This window comes from Allobosea sp. BE125, from assembly GCF_031456075.1.
Taxonomy (GTDB): domain Bacteria; phylum Pseudomonadota; class Alphaproteobacteria; order Rhizobiales; family Beijerinckiaceae; genus Allobosea.
Window position 1 is genome coordinate 235,492 of the sequence record NZ_JAVDTY010000010.1, and the last position, 20,036, is coordinate 255,527.

Annotated in this window: 25 protein-coding genes; 22 read left to right on the forward strand and 3 right to left on the reverse strand. The window is 65.3% G+C overall.

The window, feature by feature from the left end; translation table 11 throughout:
- Nucleotides 1-108: 108 nt before the first annotated feature.
- From J2Y55_RS21930 to J2Y55_RS21970, 9 genes are all read left to right on the forward strand, one after another.
- Entirely contained in the window at nt 109-1,872 is a 1,764-nt protein-coding gene (locus tag J2Y55_RS21930) for an acetolactate synthase 3 large subunit (RefSeq protein ID WP_310157977.1), read from the forward strand.
- A 108-nt stretch (nt 1,873-1,980) separates the two neighbouring features.
- A complete protein-coding gene (locus J2Y55_RS21935; protein WP_310157978.1) occupies nt 1,981-2,688 on the forward strand; it encodes an aspartate/glutamate racemase family protein in 708 nt (235 codons plus the stop codon).
- Nucleotides 2,685-3,374, forward strand: coding sequence for a glutathione S-transferase family protein (locus J2Y55_RS21940; RefSeq protein ID WP_310157980.1), 690 nt, complete (start codon nt 2,685-2,687; stop codon nt 3,372-3,374). Before J2Y55_RS21935 ends, J2Y55_RS21940 begins: the two co-directional genes overlap by 4 nt.
- Nucleotides 3,375-3,410: 36 nt before the next feature.
- Nucleotides 3,411-3,953 (forward strand): acetolactate synthase small subunit, encoded by a 543-nt coding sequence (gene ilvN / locus J2Y55_RS21945; protein ID WP_069692444.1) that lies wholly within the window; start codon nt 3,411-3,413, stop codon nt 3,951-3,953.
- A gap of 51 nt (nt 3,954-4,004) precedes the next feature.
- Nucleotides 4,005-4,337 (forward strand): AbrB/MazE/SpoVT family DNA-binding domain-containing protein, encoded by a 333-nt coding sequence (locus tag J2Y55_RS21950; RefSeq protein ID WP_310157981.1) that lies wholly within the window; start codon nt 4,005-4,007, stop codon nt 4,335-4,337.
- Nucleotides 4,258-4,680 (forward strand): type II toxin-antitoxin system PemK/MazF family toxin, encoded by a 423-nt coding sequence (locus tag J2Y55_RS21955; RefSeq protein ID WP_310157982.1) that lies wholly within the window; start codon nt 4,258-4,260, stop codon nt 4,678-4,680. Before J2Y55_RS21950 ends, J2Y55_RS21955 begins: the two co-directional genes overlap by 80 nt.
- Nucleotides 4,677-4,892 (forward strand): hypothetical protein, encoded by a 216-nt coding sequence (locus J2Y55_RS21960; protein ID WP_310157983.1) that lies wholly within the window; start codon nt 4,677-4,679, stop codon nt 4,890-4,892. The genes J2Y55_RS21955 and J2Y55_RS21960 overlap by 4 nt, the downstream gene beginning before the upstream one ends.
- Nucleotides 4,893-4,990: 98 nt before the next feature.
- Entirely contained in the window at nt 4,991-5,737 is a 747-nt protein-coding gene (locus J2Y55_RS21965; protein ID WP_310157985.1) for a helix-turn-helix domain-containing protein, read from the forward strand.
- Nucleotides 5,738-5,844: 107 nt separating this feature from the next.
- The gene (locus J2Y55_RS21970) at nt 5,845-6,570 is read left to right on the forward strand and encodes a haloacid dehalogenase type II (protein WP_310157987.1); all 726 of its coding nucleotides are present in this window, start codon (nt 5,845-5,847) and stop codon (nt 6,568-6,570) included.
- Nucleotides 6,571-6,651: 81 nt separating this feature from the next.
- Here J2Y55_RS21970 and J2Y55_RS21975 read toward each other — a convergent pair whose 3' ends face one another.
- Entirely contained in the window at nt 6,652-7,203 is a 552-nt protein-coding gene (locus J2Y55_RS21975; RefSeq protein ID WP_310157988.1) for a DUF924 family protein, read from the reverse strand.
- Nucleotides 7,204-7,362: 159 nt separating this feature from the next.
- On the opposite strand from J2Y55_RS21975, the gene J2Y55_RS21980 reads away from it, so the two are divergent.
- The 4 genes from J2Y55_RS21980 (at nt 7,363) to J2Y55_RS21995 (ending at nt 9,907) form a co-directional block, all read left to right on the forward strand.
- Entirely contained in the window at nt 7,363-8,025 is a 663-nt protein-coding gene (locus tag J2Y55_RS21980; RefSeq protein ID WP_310157989.1) for a TetR/AcrR family transcriptional regulator C-terminal domain-containing protein, read from the forward strand.
- 16 nt (nt 8,026-8,041) lie between these two features.
- The gene (ilvC, locus tag J2Y55_RS21985) at nt 8,042-9,061 is read left to right on the forward strand and encodes a ketol-acid reductoisomerase (protein WP_310157991.1); all 1,020 of its coding nucleotides are present in this window, start codon (nt 8,042-8,044) and stop codon (nt 9,059-9,061) included.
- 385 nt (nt 9,062-9,446) lie between these two features.
- On the forward strand, nt 9,447-9,638 hold the full coding sequence (locus tag J2Y55_RS21990; protein ID WP_310157992.1) for a hypothetical protein: 192 nt from the start codon (nt 9,447-9,449) through the stop codon (nt 9,636-9,638).
- 41 nt (nt 9,639-9,679) lie between these two features.
- Entirely contained in the window at nt 9,680-9,907 is a 228-nt protein-coding gene (locus tag J2Y55_RS21995; RefSeq protein WP_310157994.1) for a hypothetical protein, read from the forward strand.
- A 271-nt stretch (nt 9,908-10,178) separates the two neighbouring features.
- On the opposite strand, the gene J2Y55_RS22000 is transcribed toward J2Y55_RS21995, so the two are convergent.
- The gene (locus tag J2Y55_RS22000; protein ID WP_310157995.1) at nt 10,179-10,544 is read right to left on the reverse strand and encodes a ComEA family DNA-binding protein; all 366 of its coding nucleotides are present in this window, start codon (nt 10,542-10,544) and stop codon (nt 10,179-10,181) included.
- 243 nt (nt 10,545-10,787) lie between these two features.
- Nucleotides 10,788-11,312 (reverse strand): DedA family protein, encoded by a 525-nt coding sequence (locus J2Y55_RS22005; RefSeq protein WP_310157997.1) that lies wholly within the window; start codon nt 11,310-11,312, stop codon nt 10,788-10,790.
- A gap of 264 nt (nt 11,313-11,576) precedes the next feature.
- Here J2Y55_RS22005 and J2Y55_RS22010 point away from each other — a divergent pair, with 264 nt between their 5' ends.
- The 9 genes from J2Y55_RS22010 to J2Y55_RS22050 all read left to right on the forward strand — a co-directional run bounded on the left by J2Y55_RS22010 (nt 11,577) and on the right by J2Y55_RS22050 (nt 20,019).
- Nucleotides 11,577-12,401 (forward strand): ABC transporter ATP-binding protein, encoded by an 825-nt coding sequence (locus J2Y55_RS22010; protein WP_310158060.1) that lies wholly within the window; start codon nt 11,577-11,579, stop codon nt 12,399-12,401.
- Nucleotides 12,398-13,189 carry an ABC transporter permease gene (locus tag J2Y55_RS22015; RefSeq protein ID WP_310157998.1) on the forward strand — a complete coding sequence of 264 codons (792 nt, stop codon included), beginning with the start codon at nt 12,398-12,400 and terminating at the stop codon, nt 13,187-13,189. The genes J2Y55_RS22010 and J2Y55_RS22015 overlap by 4 nt, the downstream gene beginning before the upstream one ends.
- Before the next feature lie 67 nt (nt 13,190-13,256).
- Nucleotides 13,257-14,684 carry a DUF3592 domain-containing protein gene (locus tag J2Y55_RS22020; RefSeq protein ID WP_310157999.1) on the forward strand — a complete coding sequence of 476 codons (1,428 nt, stop codon included), beginning with the start codon at nt 13,257-13,259 and terminating at the stop codon, nt 14,682-14,684.
- 127 nt (nt 14,685-14,811) lie between these two features.
- Nucleotides 14,812-15,846: an ABC transporter substrate-binding protein gene (locus J2Y55_RS22025; RefSeq protein WP_310158001.1), complete on the forward strand. Its 1,035-nt coding sequence runs from the start codon at nt 14,812-14,814 to the stop codon at nt 15,844-15,846.
- 58 nt (nt 15,847-15,904) lie between these two features.
- On the forward strand, nt 15,905-16,312 hold the full coding sequence (locus J2Y55_RS22030; protein WP_310158002.1) for a nuclear transport factor 2 family protein: 408 nt from the start codon (nt 15,905-15,907) through the stop codon (nt 16,310-16,312).
- Nucleotides 16,313-16,409: 97 nt separating this feature from the next.
- Nucleotides 16,410-17,258, forward strand: a complete 849-nt coding sequence (gene pdxY / locus J2Y55_RS22035; protein ID WP_310158004.1) for a pyridoxal kinase PdxY — start codon at nt 16,410-16,412, stop codon at nt 17,256-17,258.
- A 6-nt stretch (nt 17,259-17,264) separates the two neighbouring features.
- On the forward strand, nt 17,265-18,389 hold the full coding sequence (locus J2Y55_RS22040; protein WP_310158006.1) for an endonuclease/exonuclease/phosphatase family protein: 1,125 nt from the start codon (nt 17,265-17,267) through the stop codon (nt 18,387-18,389).
- Nucleotides 18,386-19,288 (forward strand): PhzF family phenazine biosynthesis protein, encoded by a 903-nt coding sequence (locus tag J2Y55_RS22045; protein WP_310158008.1) that lies wholly within the window; start codon nt 18,386-18,388, stop codon nt 19,286-19,288. Before J2Y55_RS22040 ends, J2Y55_RS22045 begins: the two co-directional genes overlap by 4 nt.
- Nucleotides 19,285-20,019, forward strand: coding sequence for an NUDIX hydrolase (locus tag J2Y55_RS22050; RefSeq protein WP_310158011.1), 735 nt, complete (start codon nt 19,285-19,287; stop codon nt 20,017-20,019). The genes J2Y55_RS22045 and J2Y55_RS22050 overlap by 4 nt, the downstream gene beginning before the upstream one ends.
- Nucleotides 20,020-20,036: the final 17 nt, after the last annotated feature.

Consider the following 20,036-nt stretch of genomic DNA (forward strand, 5'->3'; position numbering starts at 1 on the left):
CAAACCGCGCGTCCCCGACGCCAGCGCACGTCCAGGCCCCTCCGAGGGCCTTTTTTATTGCCCGCTTTCCCCCGACCGACCTCAACATAGCTGCCGCAGGAGATCGTTATGAGCGAGATGATGACCGGAGCCGAAATGGTCGTCCGCGCGCTTCAGGACCAGGGCGTCGAACATCTGTTCGGTTACCCCGGCGGCGCGGTGCTGCCGATCTATGACGCGCTGTTCCAGCAGGACAAGGTCAAGCATGTCCTCGTCCGGCACGAGCAGGGCGCGGTCCATGCGGCTGAAGGCTATGCCCGCTCCTCTTCAGGCAAGGTCGGCTGCGTGCTCGTCACCTCCGGTCCCGGCGCGACCAATGCCGTCACCGGGCTGACCGACGCGTTGCTGGATTCGATCCCGATCGTCGTGATCACCGGCCAGGTCCCGACCCATCTGATCGGCTCGGACGCCTTCCAGGAGTGCGACACGGTCGGCATCACGCGCTCCTGCACCAAGCACAACTACCTGGTGAAGAGCATCGCGGACCTGCCGCGCGTCCTGCACGAGGCTTTCTATGTCGCCGCCAATGGCCGTCCGGGGCCCGTCGTCGTCGACATCCCCAAGGACATCCAGTTCGCGACCGGGGCCTATAGCCGTCCGCGCGACAACCAGCACAAGACCTATAGGCCGACGGTCAAGGGTGATCTGAACCAGATCAAGGCCGCGATCGAACTGATCGCCAAGGCGAAGCGCCCGGTGTTCTACACCGGCGGTGGCGTGATCAATTCGGGGCCGCACGCTTCGGCGCTGCTGCGCGAACTCGCGCGGCTGACCGGCTATCCCGTCACCTCGACATTGATGGGACTTGGCGCTTATCCCGCCGCCGACCGGCAATGGCTCGGCATGCTGGGCATGCACGGCACCTACGAGGCCAACCTCGCGATGCATGACTGCGACGTCATGATCAATATCGGCGCGCGCTTCGACGACCGCATCACCGGCCGGCTCGATGCCTTCTCGCCGCGCTCGAAGAAGATCCATGTCGATATCGACCGGTCCTCGATCAACAAGAACGTCAAGGTCGATATCGGCATCGTCGGCGATTGCGCCCATGTGCTGGAGGACATGGTCCGTATCTGGCGCGAGACCTCGCCCCAGATCGACAAGACCGCGCTGACCGCCTGGTGGACGCAGATCGATGGCTGGCGGGCGCGCAAAAGCCTCGCCTACAAGAACTCGTCCTCGATCATCAAGCCGCAATACGCACTCGAACGGCTGCATGCGCTGACCAAGGACCGCGATACCTACATCACGACCGAGGTCGGGCAGCACCAGATGTGGGCGGCGCAATATCTCCACTTCCAGGAGCCGAACCGCTGGATGACCTCGGGCGGGCTCGGGACGATGGGCTACGGCCTGCCGGCGGCGATCGGCGTGCAGATGAAGCATCCGAAGGCCCTCGTCATCGACGTCGCCGGCGAGGCCTCGATCCTGATGAATATCCAGGAGATGTCGACGGCGGTGCAGTACCGGCTGCCGGTCAAGATCTTCATCCTCAACAACGAGTATATGGGCATGGTGCGTCAGTGGCAGGAATTGCTGCATGGCGGGCGCTATTCGGAGAGCTATTCGCAATCGCTGCCCGATTTCGTGAAGCTCGCCGAAGCCTATGGCGGGCACGGCATCCGCTGCTCCGATCCGGCCGCGCTGGATGACGCGATCATGGAGATGATCGACACGCCCAAGCCCGTGATCTTCGACTGTCTCGTCGCCAAGGAAGAGAACTGCTTCCCGATGATCCCGTCCGGCAAGGCGCATAACGAGATGATCCTGCCCGATTTCGAAGGCGACACCGGCGATATCATCGACGCCAAGGGCAAGCAGCTCGTTTGAGCGGCAGTTGGCAGTTGGCAGTCGGCAGTAGGCAGTAGGCAGTTGTCGGCCACGGTGGTCCGACTGCCTATTGCCGACTGCCAACTGCCGACAATCGGGGAGCATCACATGACGACAATCGGCTTGATCGGTGGCATGAGCTGGGAATCGACGGCGGTGTATTACCGCCTGCTCAACGAGGGCGTGCGCGCGCGCCTGGGCGGGCTGCATTCCGCCGATATCATGCTGCATTCGCTGGATTTCGGGCCGATCGCCGAGATGCAGGCGAGGGGAGACTGGGAGGCGGCGGGCGATGTGCTGGCCGACAGCGCCAGGCGGCTCGAACAGGCCGGCGCCGGCTGCATCGTCTTGTGCACCAATACAATGCACAAGCTGGCCGACAGGATCACCGGGGCGACGCGCGTGCCGTTCCTGCATCTGGCCGACGTCACCGCCAAGGCGATCAAGCGCAGCCCGTCGCGGCGGCCGCTGCTGCTGGCGACACGCTTCACCATGGAGCAGGATTTCTACCGTGACCGCCTGCGCGCCTTCGGCATCGAGGCGATGCTGCCCGATGCCGCGCAGCGCGACGATGTCCACCGCATCATCTATGAGGAGCTGTGTCGCGGCGTGAACGAGCCCGCTTCCAAGGCGCGCTATCTCGACATCGTCGCGGAGGCGGCAGGGCAGGGCGCCGACGGCGTCATTCTCGGCTGCACCGAGATCACGCTGCTGGTCTCCCAGGCCGATTTCGCCATTCCGGTGTTCGACACCACGGCGCTGCATGTCGAGGCGGCGCTCGACGCGCTGGCCGAGTCCACGAGTGCGGCGGCATGAAGCTCCTCATCGGCAACAAATGCTATTCGTCCTGGTCGCTGCGCGCCTGGTTGTTGATGCGCGCCAAGGGCATCGCCTTTGAGGAGGTGCTCATCCCGCTCGACCAGCCCGGCTTCAAGGAAGCGATCTTGGCTCATGCCCCCGGCAGTGGCGGGACAATGCCGATGCTGATCGATGGCGAGGTTGCCGTCTGGGAGACGCTGGCGATCATCGAATATCTGCACGAGAGCTATCCCACCCACGGCATCTGGCCGCGCGATGCCGCGGCGCGCGCGCATGCCCGGGCCGCCGTCAGCGAAATGCATGCCGGATTCATGGCGCTTCGCAGCACCTGCCCGATGAATCTCGGCAAGCGCTTCGCCAGCCGCGACCGGGGCGCGGCAGTCGCCAGGGATGTCGCCCGCATCAGCGCGCTCTGGCGCGCGGCGCGCGAGCGCTTCGGCGCTCCGACCGGGGGGACCTATCTCTATGGCGAGTTCTGCGCCGCCGACGCGATGTTCGCGCCGGTGGCCAGCCGCCTCGATACCTACGGGATCGCGGTGGATTCCCTATGCCAGGACTACTGCGACGTCGTGCTGGCGCATCCGGCCTATCGTGACTGGCTCGAGGCTGCGCTCGTAGAGCCCTGGATCCTCGATCAGGACGAAGTCGACGAGCCGGCCCTGGTCGATCTCCGCCACGTCTAATCCCTGTTTCCTTCCGCGACGCTCACAGGTTGTCCGATGCCCAATTCCGCTACGCATTATCCCAACGCCCCCAAAGCTGAGCCCGTCGCCCGGCATACGCTGGCTGTGATCGTCGACAACGAGCCCGGCGTGCTCGCCCGCATCGCGGGCCTGTTCTCGGGCCGCGGCTACAACATCGAGAGTCTCACGGTCTCGGAGACCGAACACGACAAGCATATCTCGCGGATCACGGTGGTGACGTCGGGCACGGCGCATATCATCGACCAGATCAAGGCGCATCTCGACCGGCTGGTGCCGGTTCACCGCGTCGTCGACCTGACCTTGCAGGGCGAGGCGCTGGAGCGCGAGCTTGCTCTGGTCAAGGTGGTCGGCAAGGGCGAGCATCGGGTCGAGGCGATGCGCCTGGCAGCGGCCTTCGGCGCGCGCACGCTTGACGCCTCGCTGACCTCCTTCGTCTTCGAACTGACGGGATCGACCGACGAGATCGAGCGCTTCATCAAGCTGATGACGGTGGTCGGCCTGACCGAGGTCTCGCGCACCGGCATCGCGGCGATGAGCCGTGGCCCGGATGCGATGTGAATTGCTGGATATCCGGATCGGGTATATTGGATATCCGGAACGGAGGCGGCGATGAAGGTCCAGGTCGCAAAATGGGGCAACAGCACCGCGGTGCGGCTGCCCAAGGCAGTGGTCAAGCAGCTCGGCTTGACCAGCGGCATGATGCTCGACGTCTCGGTCGATGACGGGGTGGTGAAGCTTGCGCGGGACCTCGATGAGGCCAAGACCGAGGGCGCTTCGGCCGGGAAACCTGAGCCCTTTCCTGTCACGATGGAGTGGATGATCGCGGAAGCCGAGCGGCTTGGCGGGCTGAAAAATGCGCCAGATGACGATTTCGATTGGGGTCCTGACGTCGGTTCAGAAATTATCTATGACGACTACAACCGCCGCCGAAAGGCGCTTTGAACCCGGCGAAGTCTATTGGGTCGATCTCGACCCCGTCATCGGCTCGGAACAGGGCGGTCGCCGGCCGGTCCTGATTCTGTCGGATGAGTCCTTGCATCGCATTTCTGGTCGAATCCTGGTGTGCCCCATTACCTCCAACCGCCAGTCCTGGCCGACGAAAGTCATCATTCCGCCGGGCTGCGTGGTCTCGGGGGCGCTCCTGACGGATCAGGCTCGCATGCTCGATCGGACCCGGGCGCTCCGTTATATCGGTCGTCTGCCCGATGATCTGACCGTGCGGGTCAAGCACCGCATCGCGGCATATATGGGCATCGCGCCAACGCTCGAACCGGAGGCGCCATGACCCTCACCCTCGAACAGATCGCCCTTGGCCTCGGCGTTGTCGGCTTTGCCTGTTTCGCCTGGCCGATCATCCAGCGCATGAACGGCAAGGCGGAGCCTGAGGCTCCCGGCAGCGGCAAGAGTCTGCGCTCGCCGCTGTGGTGGGTCGGCTTCATCCTGACGATCGCGGCGATCTTCCTGCAGCGGATCGCGAGCCAGCAGATGGGCGGCTAGAGGCTATTCGAGGCGCCGGCAATGAGCGGCCTGCTCTTGATCGCTCGCGCGCGTTGGCGGCAAATGAACCGGCATGATCCTGGGAGCATGGGGACGCGATGTCGGTCCATCTCGAAATCCGAAGCTATCGCGGCGGCGACTGCCATCGCCACGACTTCAGCCAGATCCTGCTGCCGATGCAGGGCGCGATGAGGCTGGATATCGAGGGACGGTCCGGCGTCGTCTCGAGCAATTGCGTCGCGATCGTCCCGCAGGACTGTGAGCACGACTTCGTGCCGAGCCCGGATTGCAGCATGCTCATCCTCGACGTCGAAATGGCGGCGTTCGCCGGCGAGGCGGTGCCGGCCCTGCTGCGCAATGCGAGCCCGTCGCTCACGCGGATCGAGCCCTGGCTGTGGCGGATGTTCCGCCAGCTCGGCGCCGAGGTCGAAGCCGGTGCATGCCAGGCTCATGATGCCGCCCGCCTGGCGTTGGCGGGGCTGCATCTCGTCGAGCCGAGTCGGCGGCTTCGGCCCTGGTCGCTGTCCGAGCACCGTGTCCTCGGCGTCGCGGGGGATGCGCAGACGGCGAGCGTGGCGGAAATGGCCCGAATGGCCGGCCTCGGCCAAAGTCAGTTCCATGCCCTATTTCGGACGACGACGGGCCAGTCGCCGAAGCAATTGCAACTCAGCCAGCTGTTCGAGAGAGCTGTCGACGCATTGGTCGGCACGTCCACGCCGATATCGGAGATCGCCTACGGATTGGGCTATCAGAACGCCTCGTCCTTCAACCGGCAGTTCAAGCGGCGCTTCGGCCTCACGCCGTCAGAATTCCGTGCCGCCAGCCGCAACCAGGCGGGGAACTGAGCGCAGGATCGCAGCTTCGGTCAACTCGTTCGGAGTTTTGCCTCATCACGGCCTTGCAGGGCCCGGCTAAGGTCAAGCCTCACGATGCCGTATGAGGAGGCCATTCGATGAAGCTGACTGATTTCAAGGTTCTGACGTTCGATTGCTATGGGACGCTGATCGACTGGGAAACCGGGATCTGGAACGCGCTTCAGCCGCTGTTGAGCGCCGGGCAACTCGATCTGGGGCGCGAGGAGGCGCTCGCTCGTTTCGGGCGCTATGAGAGCGAGCAGGAACAGGCGACGCCGTCGCTGCGCTATTCCACGCTGCTCTCCGTGATTCATGCGCGCTTCGCCAGGGATCTCGGCGTGTGCATCCATGCCGATCTGAATGAGCGCTTCGGTGCGTCCGTGCCGGACTGGCCGGCCTTTCCGGACTCCGCCGAAGCGCTCGCCTATCTCAAGCGGCACTACCGACTCGTCATCCTGTCGAATGTCGACCGCCAGAGCTTCGCGGCCAGCAACAGGAAACTCGGCGTGAGCTTCGACGGCATCTACACCGCCGAGGATGTCGGCTCGTACAAACCCGATCCGCGCAATTTCGCCTATCTGCTCGAACATCTCGCGGCCGATCTGGGCCTTGGTCCGAGCGCGGTGCTGCATACCGCGCAAAGCCTCTACCATGACCATGTACCGGCCAAGGAGGCGGGGCTGGCTTGCGCCTGGATCGACCGGCGCTTCGGCAAGTCCGGCAGCGGCGCGACCCCGCTGCCTGCGCATCAGCCGAAGGTGGACTTCCAGTTCAAGAGCCTCGCCGAATTGGCGCAGGCCCATCGGGAGGCCGCCGCAGCCTGATCGCTTCTAACAGTTGAGAGCATTGCTCGCGCGAAAAGCTGGAACCCAGTTTTTCGCGCAGCGGCTGGTGTGAGGCCAGGGTCAGCCGCTGAAGCCGCCTTCGCTGAGGAAGGCCTGTTCGTCCGCCGTCGTCTGCCGTCCCAGCACGGGGTTGCGGTGCGGAAAGCGGCCGAAATCGCGGATGATGTCGCGATGGATCTCGGCGAATTTCACGCCGTCGGGGTCGTCCGAAGCCGCGCAGAGCGCAATGCAGCGCTCCTGATGCCCGAGATCCTCGGCATGCATGAACGGCATGTAGATGAAGCGGCTTTCGGGCGGTGCGAAGGCGCGGTCGAATCCCTTGGCGACCGCACGCTCAGCGATGCCGAGCGCCATGGCGTCGGTGGCGAAGGCGCGCGGGCTGCCGCGAAACAAGTTGCGCGGAAGCTGGTCGAGCAGGATCAGCAATGCATAGACGCCTTCGGGCGTCGCCTCCCAATCGGTCAGCTTGCCGGCCGCCGCAGCCTCATGCGTGGCCAGGAAGCGGCTTCGGATTTCGGCGTCGAAGGCGTCGTCTTTGGCGAACCATTTGTCCGGGCCGGCTTCGCGCCAGAAGGCGACGATCTCCGTTGAGGAGGATAGGGGCACGGGCATCTCCTAAAATCAGGTGAAAGCGTTTCGCGGGACGGGTAGCTTGGGTCCCGCGCGCGGCCAAGGAAAATCCGCGGCAGTGAACCAAGCCGCTTGCATCGCCGCATCCGCTCCTGTAGACGGCAGAACCGTAACGTACGGTACGCAAGCGCGGCTCCTTTCATGGCCAATCCCATCGACGCACAGCAGGAAGGCCCGACCGCGCGTCAGCAGGCCGTGCTCGACGCTGTGTTGGGGCTGATGGTGGAGAAGGGCGATCACCTGACCATGACGGCGGTCGCCCGCCGTGCGAGCTGCTCGAAGGAAACGCTCTACAAATGGTTCGGCGACCGCGACGGCTTGCTGACGGCGACCGTGCAGTGGCAGGCCTCGAAAGTCCGGGCGGGCAATTACGACCGGCAGACGCTCAACGCGCTTGGCCTGCGTGACAGCCTGACGCGCTTTGCGGCGAACTGGCTCGGCGTGATCTCGAGCTCGACCTCGGTTGCCTTGAATCGCATCGCGATCAGCCAGGCGGGCTCTCGGGCCGGTAATCTGGGCGCCATCGTGCTTGCCAATGGGCGCTTCGCCATCGGCGAGCGCCTGAAGCCGGTCCTCGATGCCGGGCGGGAGGCCGGTCTCCTGGCCTATGACGACACCGAGACGGCGTTTCGCAGTTTCCTGGGCCTTGTCGGCCGCGACGTGCAGATCCGGCTGCTGCTGGGCGATGCGCTGATGCTCGGACAGGCCGAGATCGACCGCGATGCGGAGCGCGCGACGCAACAGTTTCTCACCCTCTACGGCACGGCGAAGAACGATCCGGGCCTGGATAAGACCAACGCGTGACAAAAGGAGACACCCAATGCGCGTTTATTACGATCGTGATGCGGACATCAATCTGATCAAGGGCAAGAAGGTCTGCATCGTGGGCTACGGCTCGCAGGGCCATGCCCACGCGCTGAACCTGCGCGATTCCGGCGTCAAGGACGTCATCATCGCGCTGAAGGCCGGTTCGGCGACGCGCAAGAAGGCTGAAGAGGCCGGCTTCAAGGTGATGACCCCGTCCGAAGCCGCCAAGGTTTCCGACGTCATGATGATGCTGACCCCCGACGAATTGCAGGGCGACATCTATCGCGACGAATTGCACGGCAACATGAAGGAGGGCGCTGCCCTTCTGTTCGCGCACGGCCTCAACGTCCATTTCAACCTGATCGAGCCGCGCAAGGACCTCGACGTGCTGATGGTCGCCCCCAAGGGCCCTGGCCACACGGTGCGTTCGGAATATCAGCGTGGCGGCGGCGTGCCGACCCTGATCGCGATCCACCAGGACGCGACCGGCAACGCCCATGACCTCGGCCTCAGCTACGCCAGCGCCAATGGCGGCGGTCGTGCCGGCATCATCGAGACCTCGTTCAAGGAAGAGTGCGAGACCGATCTCTTCGGCGAGCAGGTCGTGCTCTGCGGCGGCATCGTCGAACTGATCAAGGCCGGCTACGAGACGCTGACCGAGGCCGGCTACGCTCCCGAGATGGCCTATTTCGAGTGCCTGCACGAGGTGAAGCTGATCGTCGACCTGATCTATGAGGGCGGCATCGCGAACATGAACTACTCGATCTCGAACACGGCCGAGTATGGCGAGTACGTCACCGGCCCGCGCATCATCACGCCTGAGACCAAGGCCGAGATGAAGCGCGTGCTGACCGACATCCAGTCGGGCAAGTTCACCCGCGACTGGATGCTGGAGAACAAGGTCAACCAGACCTCGTTCAAGGCGACCCGCGCCCGCATGGCCGCCCACCCGATCGAGGAAGTCGGCGCCAAGCTGCGCGACATGATGCCCTGGATCAAGGCCAAGGCCCTGGTCGACAAGACCAAGAACTGACCCCTTCTTCTTCCGCGACGGCCCGGCTCGCGCCGGGCCTTTGGGATCAAGGCCAAGGCCCTGGTCGACAAGACCAAGACCTGATCCAGGTTTCCCTGCGACGGCCCGGCTCGCGCCGGGCCTTTGGGATCAAGGCGAAGGCTCTGGTCGACAAGACCAAGACCTGCCTGCCAGCCCGCTGACATACTGATTCAACATCTTGTCGGCTTGATTCCGCTTTTCAGCGGAAGATCTTGGTAAGGTTAAGATAATCCTGATTTCCAAAGGAGGCGGGCGCAGCGATGCGTCCGCCTTTCTCGTTATGAACCGCGGTTGGCCACATCAGGCGGAACCGAGGCGCTTTTGGTGCGTTTCCGTGGCTAGCAGGATCAACCGGGGCACGGGCATGGCACGGAATCGGGATTCCAGGGAATGGGCTCTCCACGAGCGCGACCGGCAGGCGCGCGAGACCGAGGTCGACCCTGGCGATGTCCTTCAGCAGGAGGGCGGTCCGAATTGGCCGTTGCTGATCGCGCTTCTCGGCGGCCTCGTGGTCGCGCTGCTCGCCAACACTTTCGTCGGCCTGCTGCCTGATTGATCCGCCAGCGGCAATCGCGGCTGGGGAGAAGGAGACGAGAGATGACGACCGAGACAGAGGAACGCGCCAAGGCGCAATCCGAAGGGCTGCAGGGCGGCGACAGAATTCTGCCGATGCGGGCCGACGACCATTCCGATGCCGATCCCGCGGTCGAGACGCCCGTCGAGGCGCGTCAGGGTTTCCTCGGCAAGCCCGTCCTGTTGGTGCTCGCCGTTGCCCTGATCCTGAGCGCGATAGCGGGCATTCTCGTCGGAGCGTTTCCGAGCTGAGCTGCAAGGCTCACGGCCTGCAAGAGGCCAAGACTTTCGACGTGCAAGGTTTTCGACGTGCAAAACTTCGACATGACAGAGGAGGGCGACATGACGGTTCTGAAGCTGCTCGACTCGCAGACCCTCACGCGCATCGTGCTGGGGCTGTGCTTTGGCCTGACGGCGGCGGTCATCGCCGGCCTGATCCGCATCTGATACCAAGAACGAAAGGCCCGGCGGTGTTCCGCCGGGCCTCGTTTCGTCTGGTTGCCGAACCGGCGCGGTGGCCGGTTCAGAAGGTGATCTTGTCCTTGATGTCGGCTTCGACATTGGCGGGCAGCACGTTGCGCTTCACCAGATCGGCGAAGTCCTTGAACTTCGTCTTGGCGCGCTCCTCGATGATCTTCTTGGAGCGGGCCTCGCCGATGCCCTTGAGCGTGTCGAGTTCGGCGGCGGTTGCCGTGTTGATGTTGATCTTCTTGGTCTGGGCGGGCTGCGCCGCTATCGGCTTGGCGGGCTGAGCCGCGGGAGCAGCCGGGGCGGTGACCGGAGCGGTCGGCTTTGCAGGCGTCGCGGGCTGCGTCGCCGTCTGCGCGAAGCCCTGGCCGGCGGTCAGAGCGAGCGCGGCGAGGGGGATCAGGAAACGGGAGATCGTCATGTCATGGACCTCAGTGTTCGGCCCGGATTGTCGCATCTGACGGAGGCCGGGCCCTTCGCCAGACGACGCTGCCGGCTTGGGGCCGGTCCAGCGTGTCACGGCAGCGTCGAACCGCTTGCTGACGGGCGCCGACGTGACGCCGCCATATCGCGCCTGGCGGCGTGAACCCGCGCTGAATGGCGCATTCAGCCAATTGCAGTGTTTCGGCGTCGGGTTTCCGATCGAGGGAAACTGGCGCCCGCGTTACCGCGTCATGAATTCGGCGAGGCGGCCAGCGCCGTAAAGCAGCGCGAAACCCCAGACGGTCGAGGCGATCCAGTTGGCGATCTGGAAAGGCCAGAACGGCATCTGCACGATGCCGGCGACGATCGCGATCACGGCGCGCAGCGGCCCGAAGAAGTGGCCGATCAGGATGCTGGCGACGCCCCATTTTTCGAAGAAGGCATGGCCGCGCTCGAGCAATTGCGGGTTCTTGTTGAGCGGCCAGTAGTCGCCGACGCGTGGGCCTAGCACGAGACCCGCCCAATACGAGACCCAGAAGCCGCAGCCCGCTCCGACCGAGGCGGCGGCTGCGAGCGGGATCAGATTCAGGCCCGAGGCGCCGGCCGCGGCTCCAAAGGCGGTGAAGAACACGGTTGCCGGCACGAGCCAGGACAAAACCGCGACGCATTCGCAGAAGGCGACCAGGAAGACGATCGGGATCGCCCATTCCTGATTGGCCCGCATGAAGTCGACGAGCGCTTGCATCCAGAGTTCGAGTTGGGCCATGGCGAGCGCGATCTTTCCGACGGGAGGCGCCGGCTTATCGCGTCTACCGCAGGGTTATGCAACCGCCGGCCTCGCGCGAAGGGCGATCCCTTTCGCCGAAGGACGACTTTGCCTTCGCCGGGGGATCGCTTAGTCTTAGCAGCAAAGGTCAAGGTCTAAGATCAAGGCATGAGCGGTGAGCGCGGATCGATGCGCCAGGCCGACGGGGAAACGGATTCCATGGAGTTGCACCACCCCCCGCAGCGCGATGCGGGAGCAGGCGAGATGTCGCCTGCGGTTGCCCTCAGCGGGCTCGACATCACTTTCCACATCGATGGCGGCAAGCGCTACAAGGCGGTCACGGGGATCAACCTCTCGGTTGCGGCGGGCGAGTTCGTCTCTGTCGTCGGACCGACCGGCTGCGGCAAGTCGACCCTGCTCAACGCGGCGGCGGGCCTGCTCGTGCCCTCGGCCGGCACGGTCGGCATCTTCGGCAAGCCGCTCTCGGGCCTGAACCGCCGGGCGGGCTATCTCTTTCAGGCTGACGCGCTGATGCCGTGGAAGACGGCGCTCGACAACGTCAAGGTCGCGCTGGAGCCGATGGGCGTGTCCGATGCGCAGGCCGACGCCCAGGCGCGCGAATGGCTCGGTCGTGTGGGCTTGCGCGCCTTCGTCGATCGCTATCCGCATATGCTTTCAGGCGGCCAGCGCAAGCGCGTCAGCCTCGCGCAGATGCTGATCCGCGACCCGGAAATCCTGCTGATGGACGAGCCTTTCGGCCCGCTCGACGCGCAGACCCGACAGATCATGGGCAATCTCCTGCTCGATCTCTGGTCCAGGGATCGCAAGGCGCTGATCTTCGTGACGCATGATCTGGAGGAGGCGATCTCGCTCTCCGACCGCGTCGTGGTGATGTCGGCGGGCCCTGCCGCCGGCATCGTCGCCGATTATCGCGTGCCGCTGCCGCGCCCGCGCGACATCGCAGAGATCCGGCTGGAAAAAGCCTTCCACGAGATCCATCGCGACATCTGGGCTTCGCTCAGGGTCGAGGTCCAGAAGGCCTATGCGATGGGCGACGGGCGCGAGCTGGTCGAAGGAGCCTCGCAATGAACCGCGCCAAGCTGCTTGGCCTGCAGGCGCTGGTCATGGTCGTCTTCCTGCTGATCTGGCACGTCGTCACCGCCTATCCGATCTTCGGCGAGGTCAAGACGATCCAGTTCTTCTTCTCGACGCCGGCCGCCGTGCTGGGGCGGACCTTCAACCAGTTGATCGGACCCAACATCTACTGGCATCTCGGCATCACGCTGACCGAGACCGTGCTCGCCTTCGTCATCGGCTCCGTCGCTGGCATCTTCTTCGGTTTCACCTTCGCGCGGCAGGACTTGCTGGCCGCGGTCTTCGACCCCTATATCAAGGCCGCGAACGCCTTGCCGCGCGTCGTGCTGGCGCCGATCTTCGCGCTCTGGTTCGGGCTCGGCATCTGGTCGAAGGTGGCGCTCGGCTTCACGCTGGTCTTCTTCATCGTCTTCTTTAACGTCTACCAGGGCGTGCGCGAGGTTTCGCCGACCGTGCTGGCGAATGCCCGCATGCTCGGCATGAACGAGCGCCAGCTCTTCCGCCATGTCTATTGGCCTTCTGCGCTGACCTGGATGTTCTCCTCGCTGCACACGTCGGTGGGCTTTGCGCTGGTCGGAGCCGTGGTCGGCGAATATCTCGGCTCCTCGGCGGGGCTCGGCTACAAGATCCATGAGGCGGAGAGCGTCTTCGACGTCACCGGTGTGTTCTCCGGCATGCTGATCCTGGCGATCTTCGTGATCGCGATCGACGCACTGGTGACCATGGTGGAGAAGCGGCTGCTGGTCTGGCGGCCGGGGCAAAGCTCGACCACGACGACGTAACGTCATCTTCGCTTGATCGCCGGCGATTGCAGGCTCATGCTCGTCTCCACGAAGGCGGAGATCGGGCATGGAACTCGACGTCAACGGCTGCATCACCGAGGCGCCGACACCGGCCGACGTCGTCGCAGCGATCGAGGCCGCCGGCAGCGACCCCGAAAGCTGCATTACCCTTCTGGACGATGACGGCTATGTCGAAGCCCTCCGGCAGGATGATGGGGCGTTTCGGCTGACCCGCCATGACGGGACCACCAAATTCGAGGCGGCCGCCCTGGTCGATGCCCAGGCCCTGAAGACGCTCCTGCTCGGCTTCCTGAGCGGTGACAAGCATTGGCACAAAAACCATGACTGGGTGCGTGCGCCGTCGCCCTCGAAGACCGCCGAGGCTTCCGGACAGCCGCCGGCCTGGGCGATTGCCGCTGTCGTGGCGTCTGTCGTTCTCGCCGTGGCGGTGTCCAACCTGCCGCGCGACTGGCTGCCCTTTCTCGACACCACGGCTGGGGTCGTCGCGCTGTTCTCGTTGCCCGTGGTGGTCATGATCGGCGCCATGGTCGCCAATGTCTCGATCAAGATGCATCGGGCTAAAGCCTGGCTGCAGGCCCAGGGCCGGATCACGCGGTCGAGCTTGAGCGTGCGGCGACCGCCCGAGGGCAACGAGATCGGGACGGCGGTCAACGTACCGGACGTGGCCTATACGTTCGCTGTCGCGGGGCAGAGCTATCGGGGCAACCGGGTCAGCCTTGGCGACATCAGCGGCCGGTTCGCTGAGGAGGCGGTGAGGCGCTACCCGGTCGGGTCCACGGTCACGGTGCATTACGACCCCAACGACCCGACGGACTGCGTGCTGGAGCGTGGTCTCGTGTTCGGTGCGCCGGCGGCGCCCGGCTCCGATCCGGCGGCCCCGGTCGCGTCGGCGCAGACGCCCGCGGCGCAGAAGGCTGCGCTCGCTGGCTGTGCCCCCGGGCTTGCCGTGCTGGCCGTGCTCGGCGCGGGCGGCTACTGGCTGGCGATGGGAGGCGTGCAGGAGCTGCAGACCAGCATGCCCCGCGCCGAGGTTCCGGTGATGCTGTGCGCGATCGGCTTCGGCCTCGTGACGCTGCTGTTCTTCGTCGGCTATCGCCGCTACCTGATGCGCGCCAATGCTTGGCCGGTCGTGCCGGGGCGGGTCACGGTGAGCCGCGTCGAGCAGCGCGCGGCCAGCGGCGACGGCTCGAATCGCAGGAGCTATGCCGCGGTCGTCGAGTTCCGCTACGAGGTCGGCGGTCTCCACTTTAGCTCCCGTCAGATCGCGCTAGGCCTGACCACCTCCGGCTCGCGCAGCGCCGCCGACAAGGTCGCCGCGCGCTATCCTGTCGGGGCGACGGTCGAGGTGCATTACGACCCCGCCAACCCGTCGCAGGCTGCGCTGGAAAACCCGACCGGGACGAGCTGGCTGCTGTTTGGCGCGGCGATGGCCTGCTTTGGCGTCGCGCTCTATGCCAGCCATGTCTTCCGCTGAGGTCTATTAAGGGCGCGCTGGCTCGCCCTTATGACTCAAGGCGGGGTTGGCGCGACGCCTGCGACTAATCTAGAACTGCTTCCCAACAAGGCTTTCGAAGCAAAGCATCCTCAGGGAAGGAAACCCGATGAACCGCAGACATCTGATCATGGCGGCCGGCGTCGTGCTGGCGGCCTGGAGCGCTCCGGGCTTTACCCCGGTTGCCTTTGCCCAGAACGCCGAAAAACCCAAGCTGACGCTCGGCGTCGGCGGCAAGCAATTGCTCTATTACCTCCCGCTGACGGTCGCCGAGAAGAAGGGCTTCTTCAAGGAGCAGGGGCTCGAGGTCGAGATCAATGATTTCGGCGGCGGCGCCAAATCGCTGCAGGCCTTGGTCGGCGGTTCCGTCGATGTCGTCACCGGCGCCTATGAGCACACCATCCGCATGCAGGCCAAGGGCCAGGATGTGCGCGCCGTGGTCGAGCTCGGGCGCTTCCCGGCGATTACCATCGCCGTGCGCAAGGAGCTTGCCGACAAGGTCAAATCGGCCGCCGACTTCAAGGGGCTGAAGATCGGCGTCACCGCGCCGGGCTCCTCGACGGCGCTGACCGCGCAATACGCCATGGTCAAGGCCGGGCTGAAGGCGACGGATGCGCCGATCATCGGGATCGGCGCCGGCGCGAGCGCGGTAGCGGCTATCAAGCAGGGCCAGGTCGACATCATCTCGCATCTCGACCCCGTGACCTCGAAGCTCGAGGCCGATGGCGACATCGTTACGCTGATCGACACCCGCACCGAGGCCGGCACGCGCGCCCTCTTCGGCGGCTCGAACCCGGCGGCCGTGCTCTATCTCAAGGGCGAATTCGCCGAGAAGAACCCGGTGACGACGCAAAAGCTCGTCAACGCCTTCGTCAAGGCGCTGAAATGGCTGGAGACGGCCAAGCCCGAGGATGTCGCCGACATCGTGCCGCCGGAATATCTGCTCGGCGACAAGCCGCTCTATCTGCGCGCGGTCAAGAACTCGCAGGAGAGCTATTCGCGTACCGGCATCTCGACGCCAGAGGGCCAGCAGAGCGTCTACGACGCGCTGAAGCTGCTCGATCCGGAACTGGCGACGTCGAATGTCGATCTGAAGAAGACCTTCATCGATACCTTCGCGAAGAAGGCGGCCTCCGGCTCCTGACCTCTCGACATTGGCCGGCGCGCTGGTCACACTCGCCTCTGACGCAAGGAGAGGCGAGATGACCGGGCGCGCTGCGATCGAGACCCTGATCAAGGATGCCTATGAGGCGCGCCATCGCGGCGACCTCGACGCCGTGATGGGCTATTTCCATCGCGATTGCAGCTATCGGCTCTCAGGAGCGTCTGCGCCCGCGCCGATGTTCGTGCAGCCGACCGGCCATGCCGCCGTGCGCGCGCAGATGGCAGAGCTGATCGGCGCCTTCGTCTTCAGCAATGTCGAGACGCTTGCGCTGACAATCGAGGATGACAGGGCGGCATTGCATTGGCGTGCGGATGTGCTGTGCGTCCCGAACGGGCGCAGCGCGGCCTTCGAGATCATGGACCTCTTCACGATCGCGGACGGCAAGATCCTGAGCCTGGTCCAGTTCACCGATACGGCTGGCGTCACCCAGCTGACTGGCTCGTGACCCTGAAGGCTTGATCGCGGCCATCACCGCTTTCGATTTGCGGCGAGGCGGGGCGAGCGGGTAGAGCTTTGGTTTCCGTCACCAAGCGCGTTGCCTCATGAACATCCTCTCGATCCAGTCGCATGTCGCCTATGGCCATGTCGGCAATGCCTCCGCCGTGTTCCCGATGCAGCGCCTGGGTGTCGAGGTCTGGCCGATCCACACCGTCCAGTTCTCCAATCACACCGGTTATGGCGCCTGGAAGGGCCGCGTCTTTGACGGCGGCATGATCGACGAGGTGATGGAAGGCATTGCCGAGCGCGGCGTGCTGCCGTCCTGCGACGGCGTGCTCTCCGGCTATATGGGATCGGCCGATGTCGGGCATGCCATCCTCTCGGCGGTGGAACGCGTGCGCGCGGCCAACCCCAAGGCGCTCTATTGCTGCGACCCCGTCATTGGCGATGTCGGGCGCGGGGTCTTCGTGCGGCCGGGCATCCCGGAATTCATGCGCGAGCAGGCGGTGCCGGCGGCCGATATCGTGACGCCCAACCAGTTCGAGCTGGAATTGCTGACCGATATCGAGGTCAAGACCATCGCCGACGCGCATCGCGCGGTCGAGGCGCTGCGCGACACCGGGCCGAAGGTCGTACTGGTGACTTCGCTATCGACCAATGAGACCCCCGACGACGCCATCGACATGATGGCCTCCGACGCCAAGGGGGCCTGGCGCGTGCGCACGCCGAAGCTCGATGTCAGCCTCAATGGCGCAGGCGACGCCATCGCGGCGCTGTTCTTCACCCATTATCTGCGCGAGGGATCAACAGCGGCGGCGCTCGCCAAGGCCGCGGCCTCGATCTACGGCCTGCTGAAGCGGACCAAGGAGGCGGGTTCGCGCGAGATCCTGATGGTCGCGGCGCAGGACGAGTTCGTGACGCCATCGCACCAGTTCGTGCCGGCGGCGATCTGAACCGGCATGAAGCTGCGCATCGGCACCTTCAATGTCGAGAACCTGCTGACGCGGCATCGCTTCGGGCCGAGCGGGCGGTTCGAGACAGATGCGGCGATGTCGCTGTTCCATTTTCCGCGTGCTGACGAACGCGACGTGGTCGAGCGCTCGCTGGCGGTCGCGCTGGAGGACGACAAGCGCCAGATGACAGCGCTCGCCATCGCCGAGGCGCAGGCCGATCTCTGGATGCTGCAGGAGGTCGATTCACTCGCCAGCCTCCAGGCCTTCTTCGCCAATTACGTCCACCGCAGCTCCGACCATCGCTACGGCCATTTCGCGTTGCTCGATGGCAATGACCGGCGCGATATCGACATCGGTTTCGCAGCGCGGCGCGACCTGCTGGCGCCGCAGGCGGTCACGGTGCGCTCCCACAAGGACCTGACCTTCGCGCAGGCCGGCGTGCATGACCGCGATCTTGCAGCCCTTGGCATCAGTCCCGACGGCAAGCTCTTCGCCCGCGATTGCCTGGAGGTCGCGCTCGATTTCGGTGGTCGCAAGCTCAGCCTGTTCGGCTGCCATCTGAAGTCGATGAACAATGGCCGCGAAGATGGGCGGCAGGCGACATTGCCGGTGCGCCGGGCCGAGGCGCAGGCCGTGAAGCAGATCGTCAAGGCGCGCTTCGGCGAAGGCTGGCGCGAGGCGAACTGGATCGTGCTCGGCGATCTCAACGCCTATCGCTATGGGCTCGGCCCTCTGGCCGAAATCGTCGACGAGGGCGAGAGCGGCATCGAGCCACTGCTGGAGGATTTCGCCGTCGATCCGATGGAGGCGCTGCCTGCGCATGAACGCTGGACGCATTTTCGACGCTTCTGGTCGGAAAGCCGGGAGAGGCTGATCGACAGCCACATGCCGCTCGACCACATCCTGCTTTCGCCGGCTTTGGCGGCGGCGAACCCCACACCGGCGATGCTGATGATCCGGCGCGGGCTGCCCTATCGCGTGCCGCTCGATCCGCGCGCGCCCGACCGCTCGATGGCGCGGCTCGCGACCTGCGCCGACCGCTATCCGCGCGTCGGCTGGGACCGGCCGAAAGCCTCCGACCACTGCCCACTGACCATCGATCTCGTCATTCCCGAAGGACCGTCTCCATGAAGCGCCGCTTCGTCACGCTCGACGTCTTCACCACCCGGGCGCATGCCGGCAACCCGCTGGCCGTGGTGCTCGATGCCGAGGGGCTCGACACCGAGGCGATGCAGGCGATTACGCGCGAGTTCAACCTGTCCGAGACGGTGTTCGTGGCGCCCCCAGTCGAAGCCCGCCATCGCGCCGCGATCCGCATCTTCACGCCCGGTCGGGAGCTGCCCTTCGCGGGACATCCGACGGTCGGCACGGCCGTGCTGCTGGCCTTGCGCGATGCGGCTGAGGGCAAGGGCTCCGATCTCCTGGTGCTGGAGGAGAAGGTCGGGCTCGTGCCTTGTGCGGTCTCGGTCGACGGGCCTCGGTCCGGCCGTGCGGTCTTCACCATGCCGCGCCTGCCGCAGGAGATCGATGCGGCGTCCGCAAACACCGCGCTCGCTGCCGTGCTCGGGCTCAAGGAGAGCGAAATCGGGTTCGAGGGGCATCGCGCGAGCGTGTTCTCGGCCGGAGTCCCCTTTACCTTCGTGCCGATGGCCGGCCTCGATGCGATCGGCAAGATCAAGCTCGACCTGTCCCGCTGGGACGCGGTGATGAAGCCCGCTGAGCATCCCAACGCCTTCGTCTACTGCCGGCAGACCGCTGAGACGGGGCATCACTACCACGCGCGCATGTTCTGGCCCGGCGCCGGGATCGCGGAGGATCCTGCGACCGGTGGAGCTGCTGCTGCCTTCGCCGGCGTGGTCATGGCCTTCGACCGGCCCGGCGACGGCGAGCATCGCTTCGTCATCGAGCAGGGCTATGAGATGGGCCGGCCCTCGCAGATTATGCTCGAACTGACGGTCGAGAACGGGGCGCTGGTTTCGGCGCGCATCGGCGGCTCTGCGGTGACGGTCAGCGAGGGCGTGCTGCTGTGACGTCCCTCGGACGAAACGGCATCGTCGATGGCGCGATTGTCGAGCTTGCGGGTCTGGAGGCGCTGATCGAGCCTTATGACTGGGTTTTCGCGCGGGAGCGGGCGGACGAGGTTGCGGCGCATTGGGCGAAGCTCAGCGCCGGCAAGCCGGCGATGTTCAACGGCAGGGTGATGCTGCAGCACCGCGCGGCGATCGTCGACGGCGTCTTCCGCGCCGGCTATTTCGAGACCGATTATGCCGCTTTCATCAGCTGGCGCGATTTCGGCCATCCGGGTCCCGTGGTGCGCAACGGCTTTGCGATGGCCGCCCTGCGCGCCGCGGATGGCGCGTTCCTGTGCGGCGTGATGGGGCAGCACACCGCCAATCCCGGCAAGGTCTATTTCGCCGCTGGCACGCCCGACCGCGAGGATGCGCGGCCCGACGGCACGCTCGACCTCGCCGGCAGCGTGACGCGCGAGCTTTGCGAGGAGACCGGGCTGAGGCTTGACGAGATCACGGTGGAGGAAAGCTGGACGGCGGTGATCCTGCCCGGGCGCATCGCCTTCATGCGGCCGGTCTCCATTGCCATGCCGGCCGAGGCGGCGCGCGCGCTGATGCTGGCGCGCATGGCGACGCAGGACGAGCCGGAGCTTGCCGACATCGTGATCGTCCGCGGTCCGGAGGATGCCGAGCGCCTCGACATGCCACTCTTCATGCGGCCTTATCTTGCCCATATCTGGCGGCAAGACTGATCCTACGAGTCTCGCGC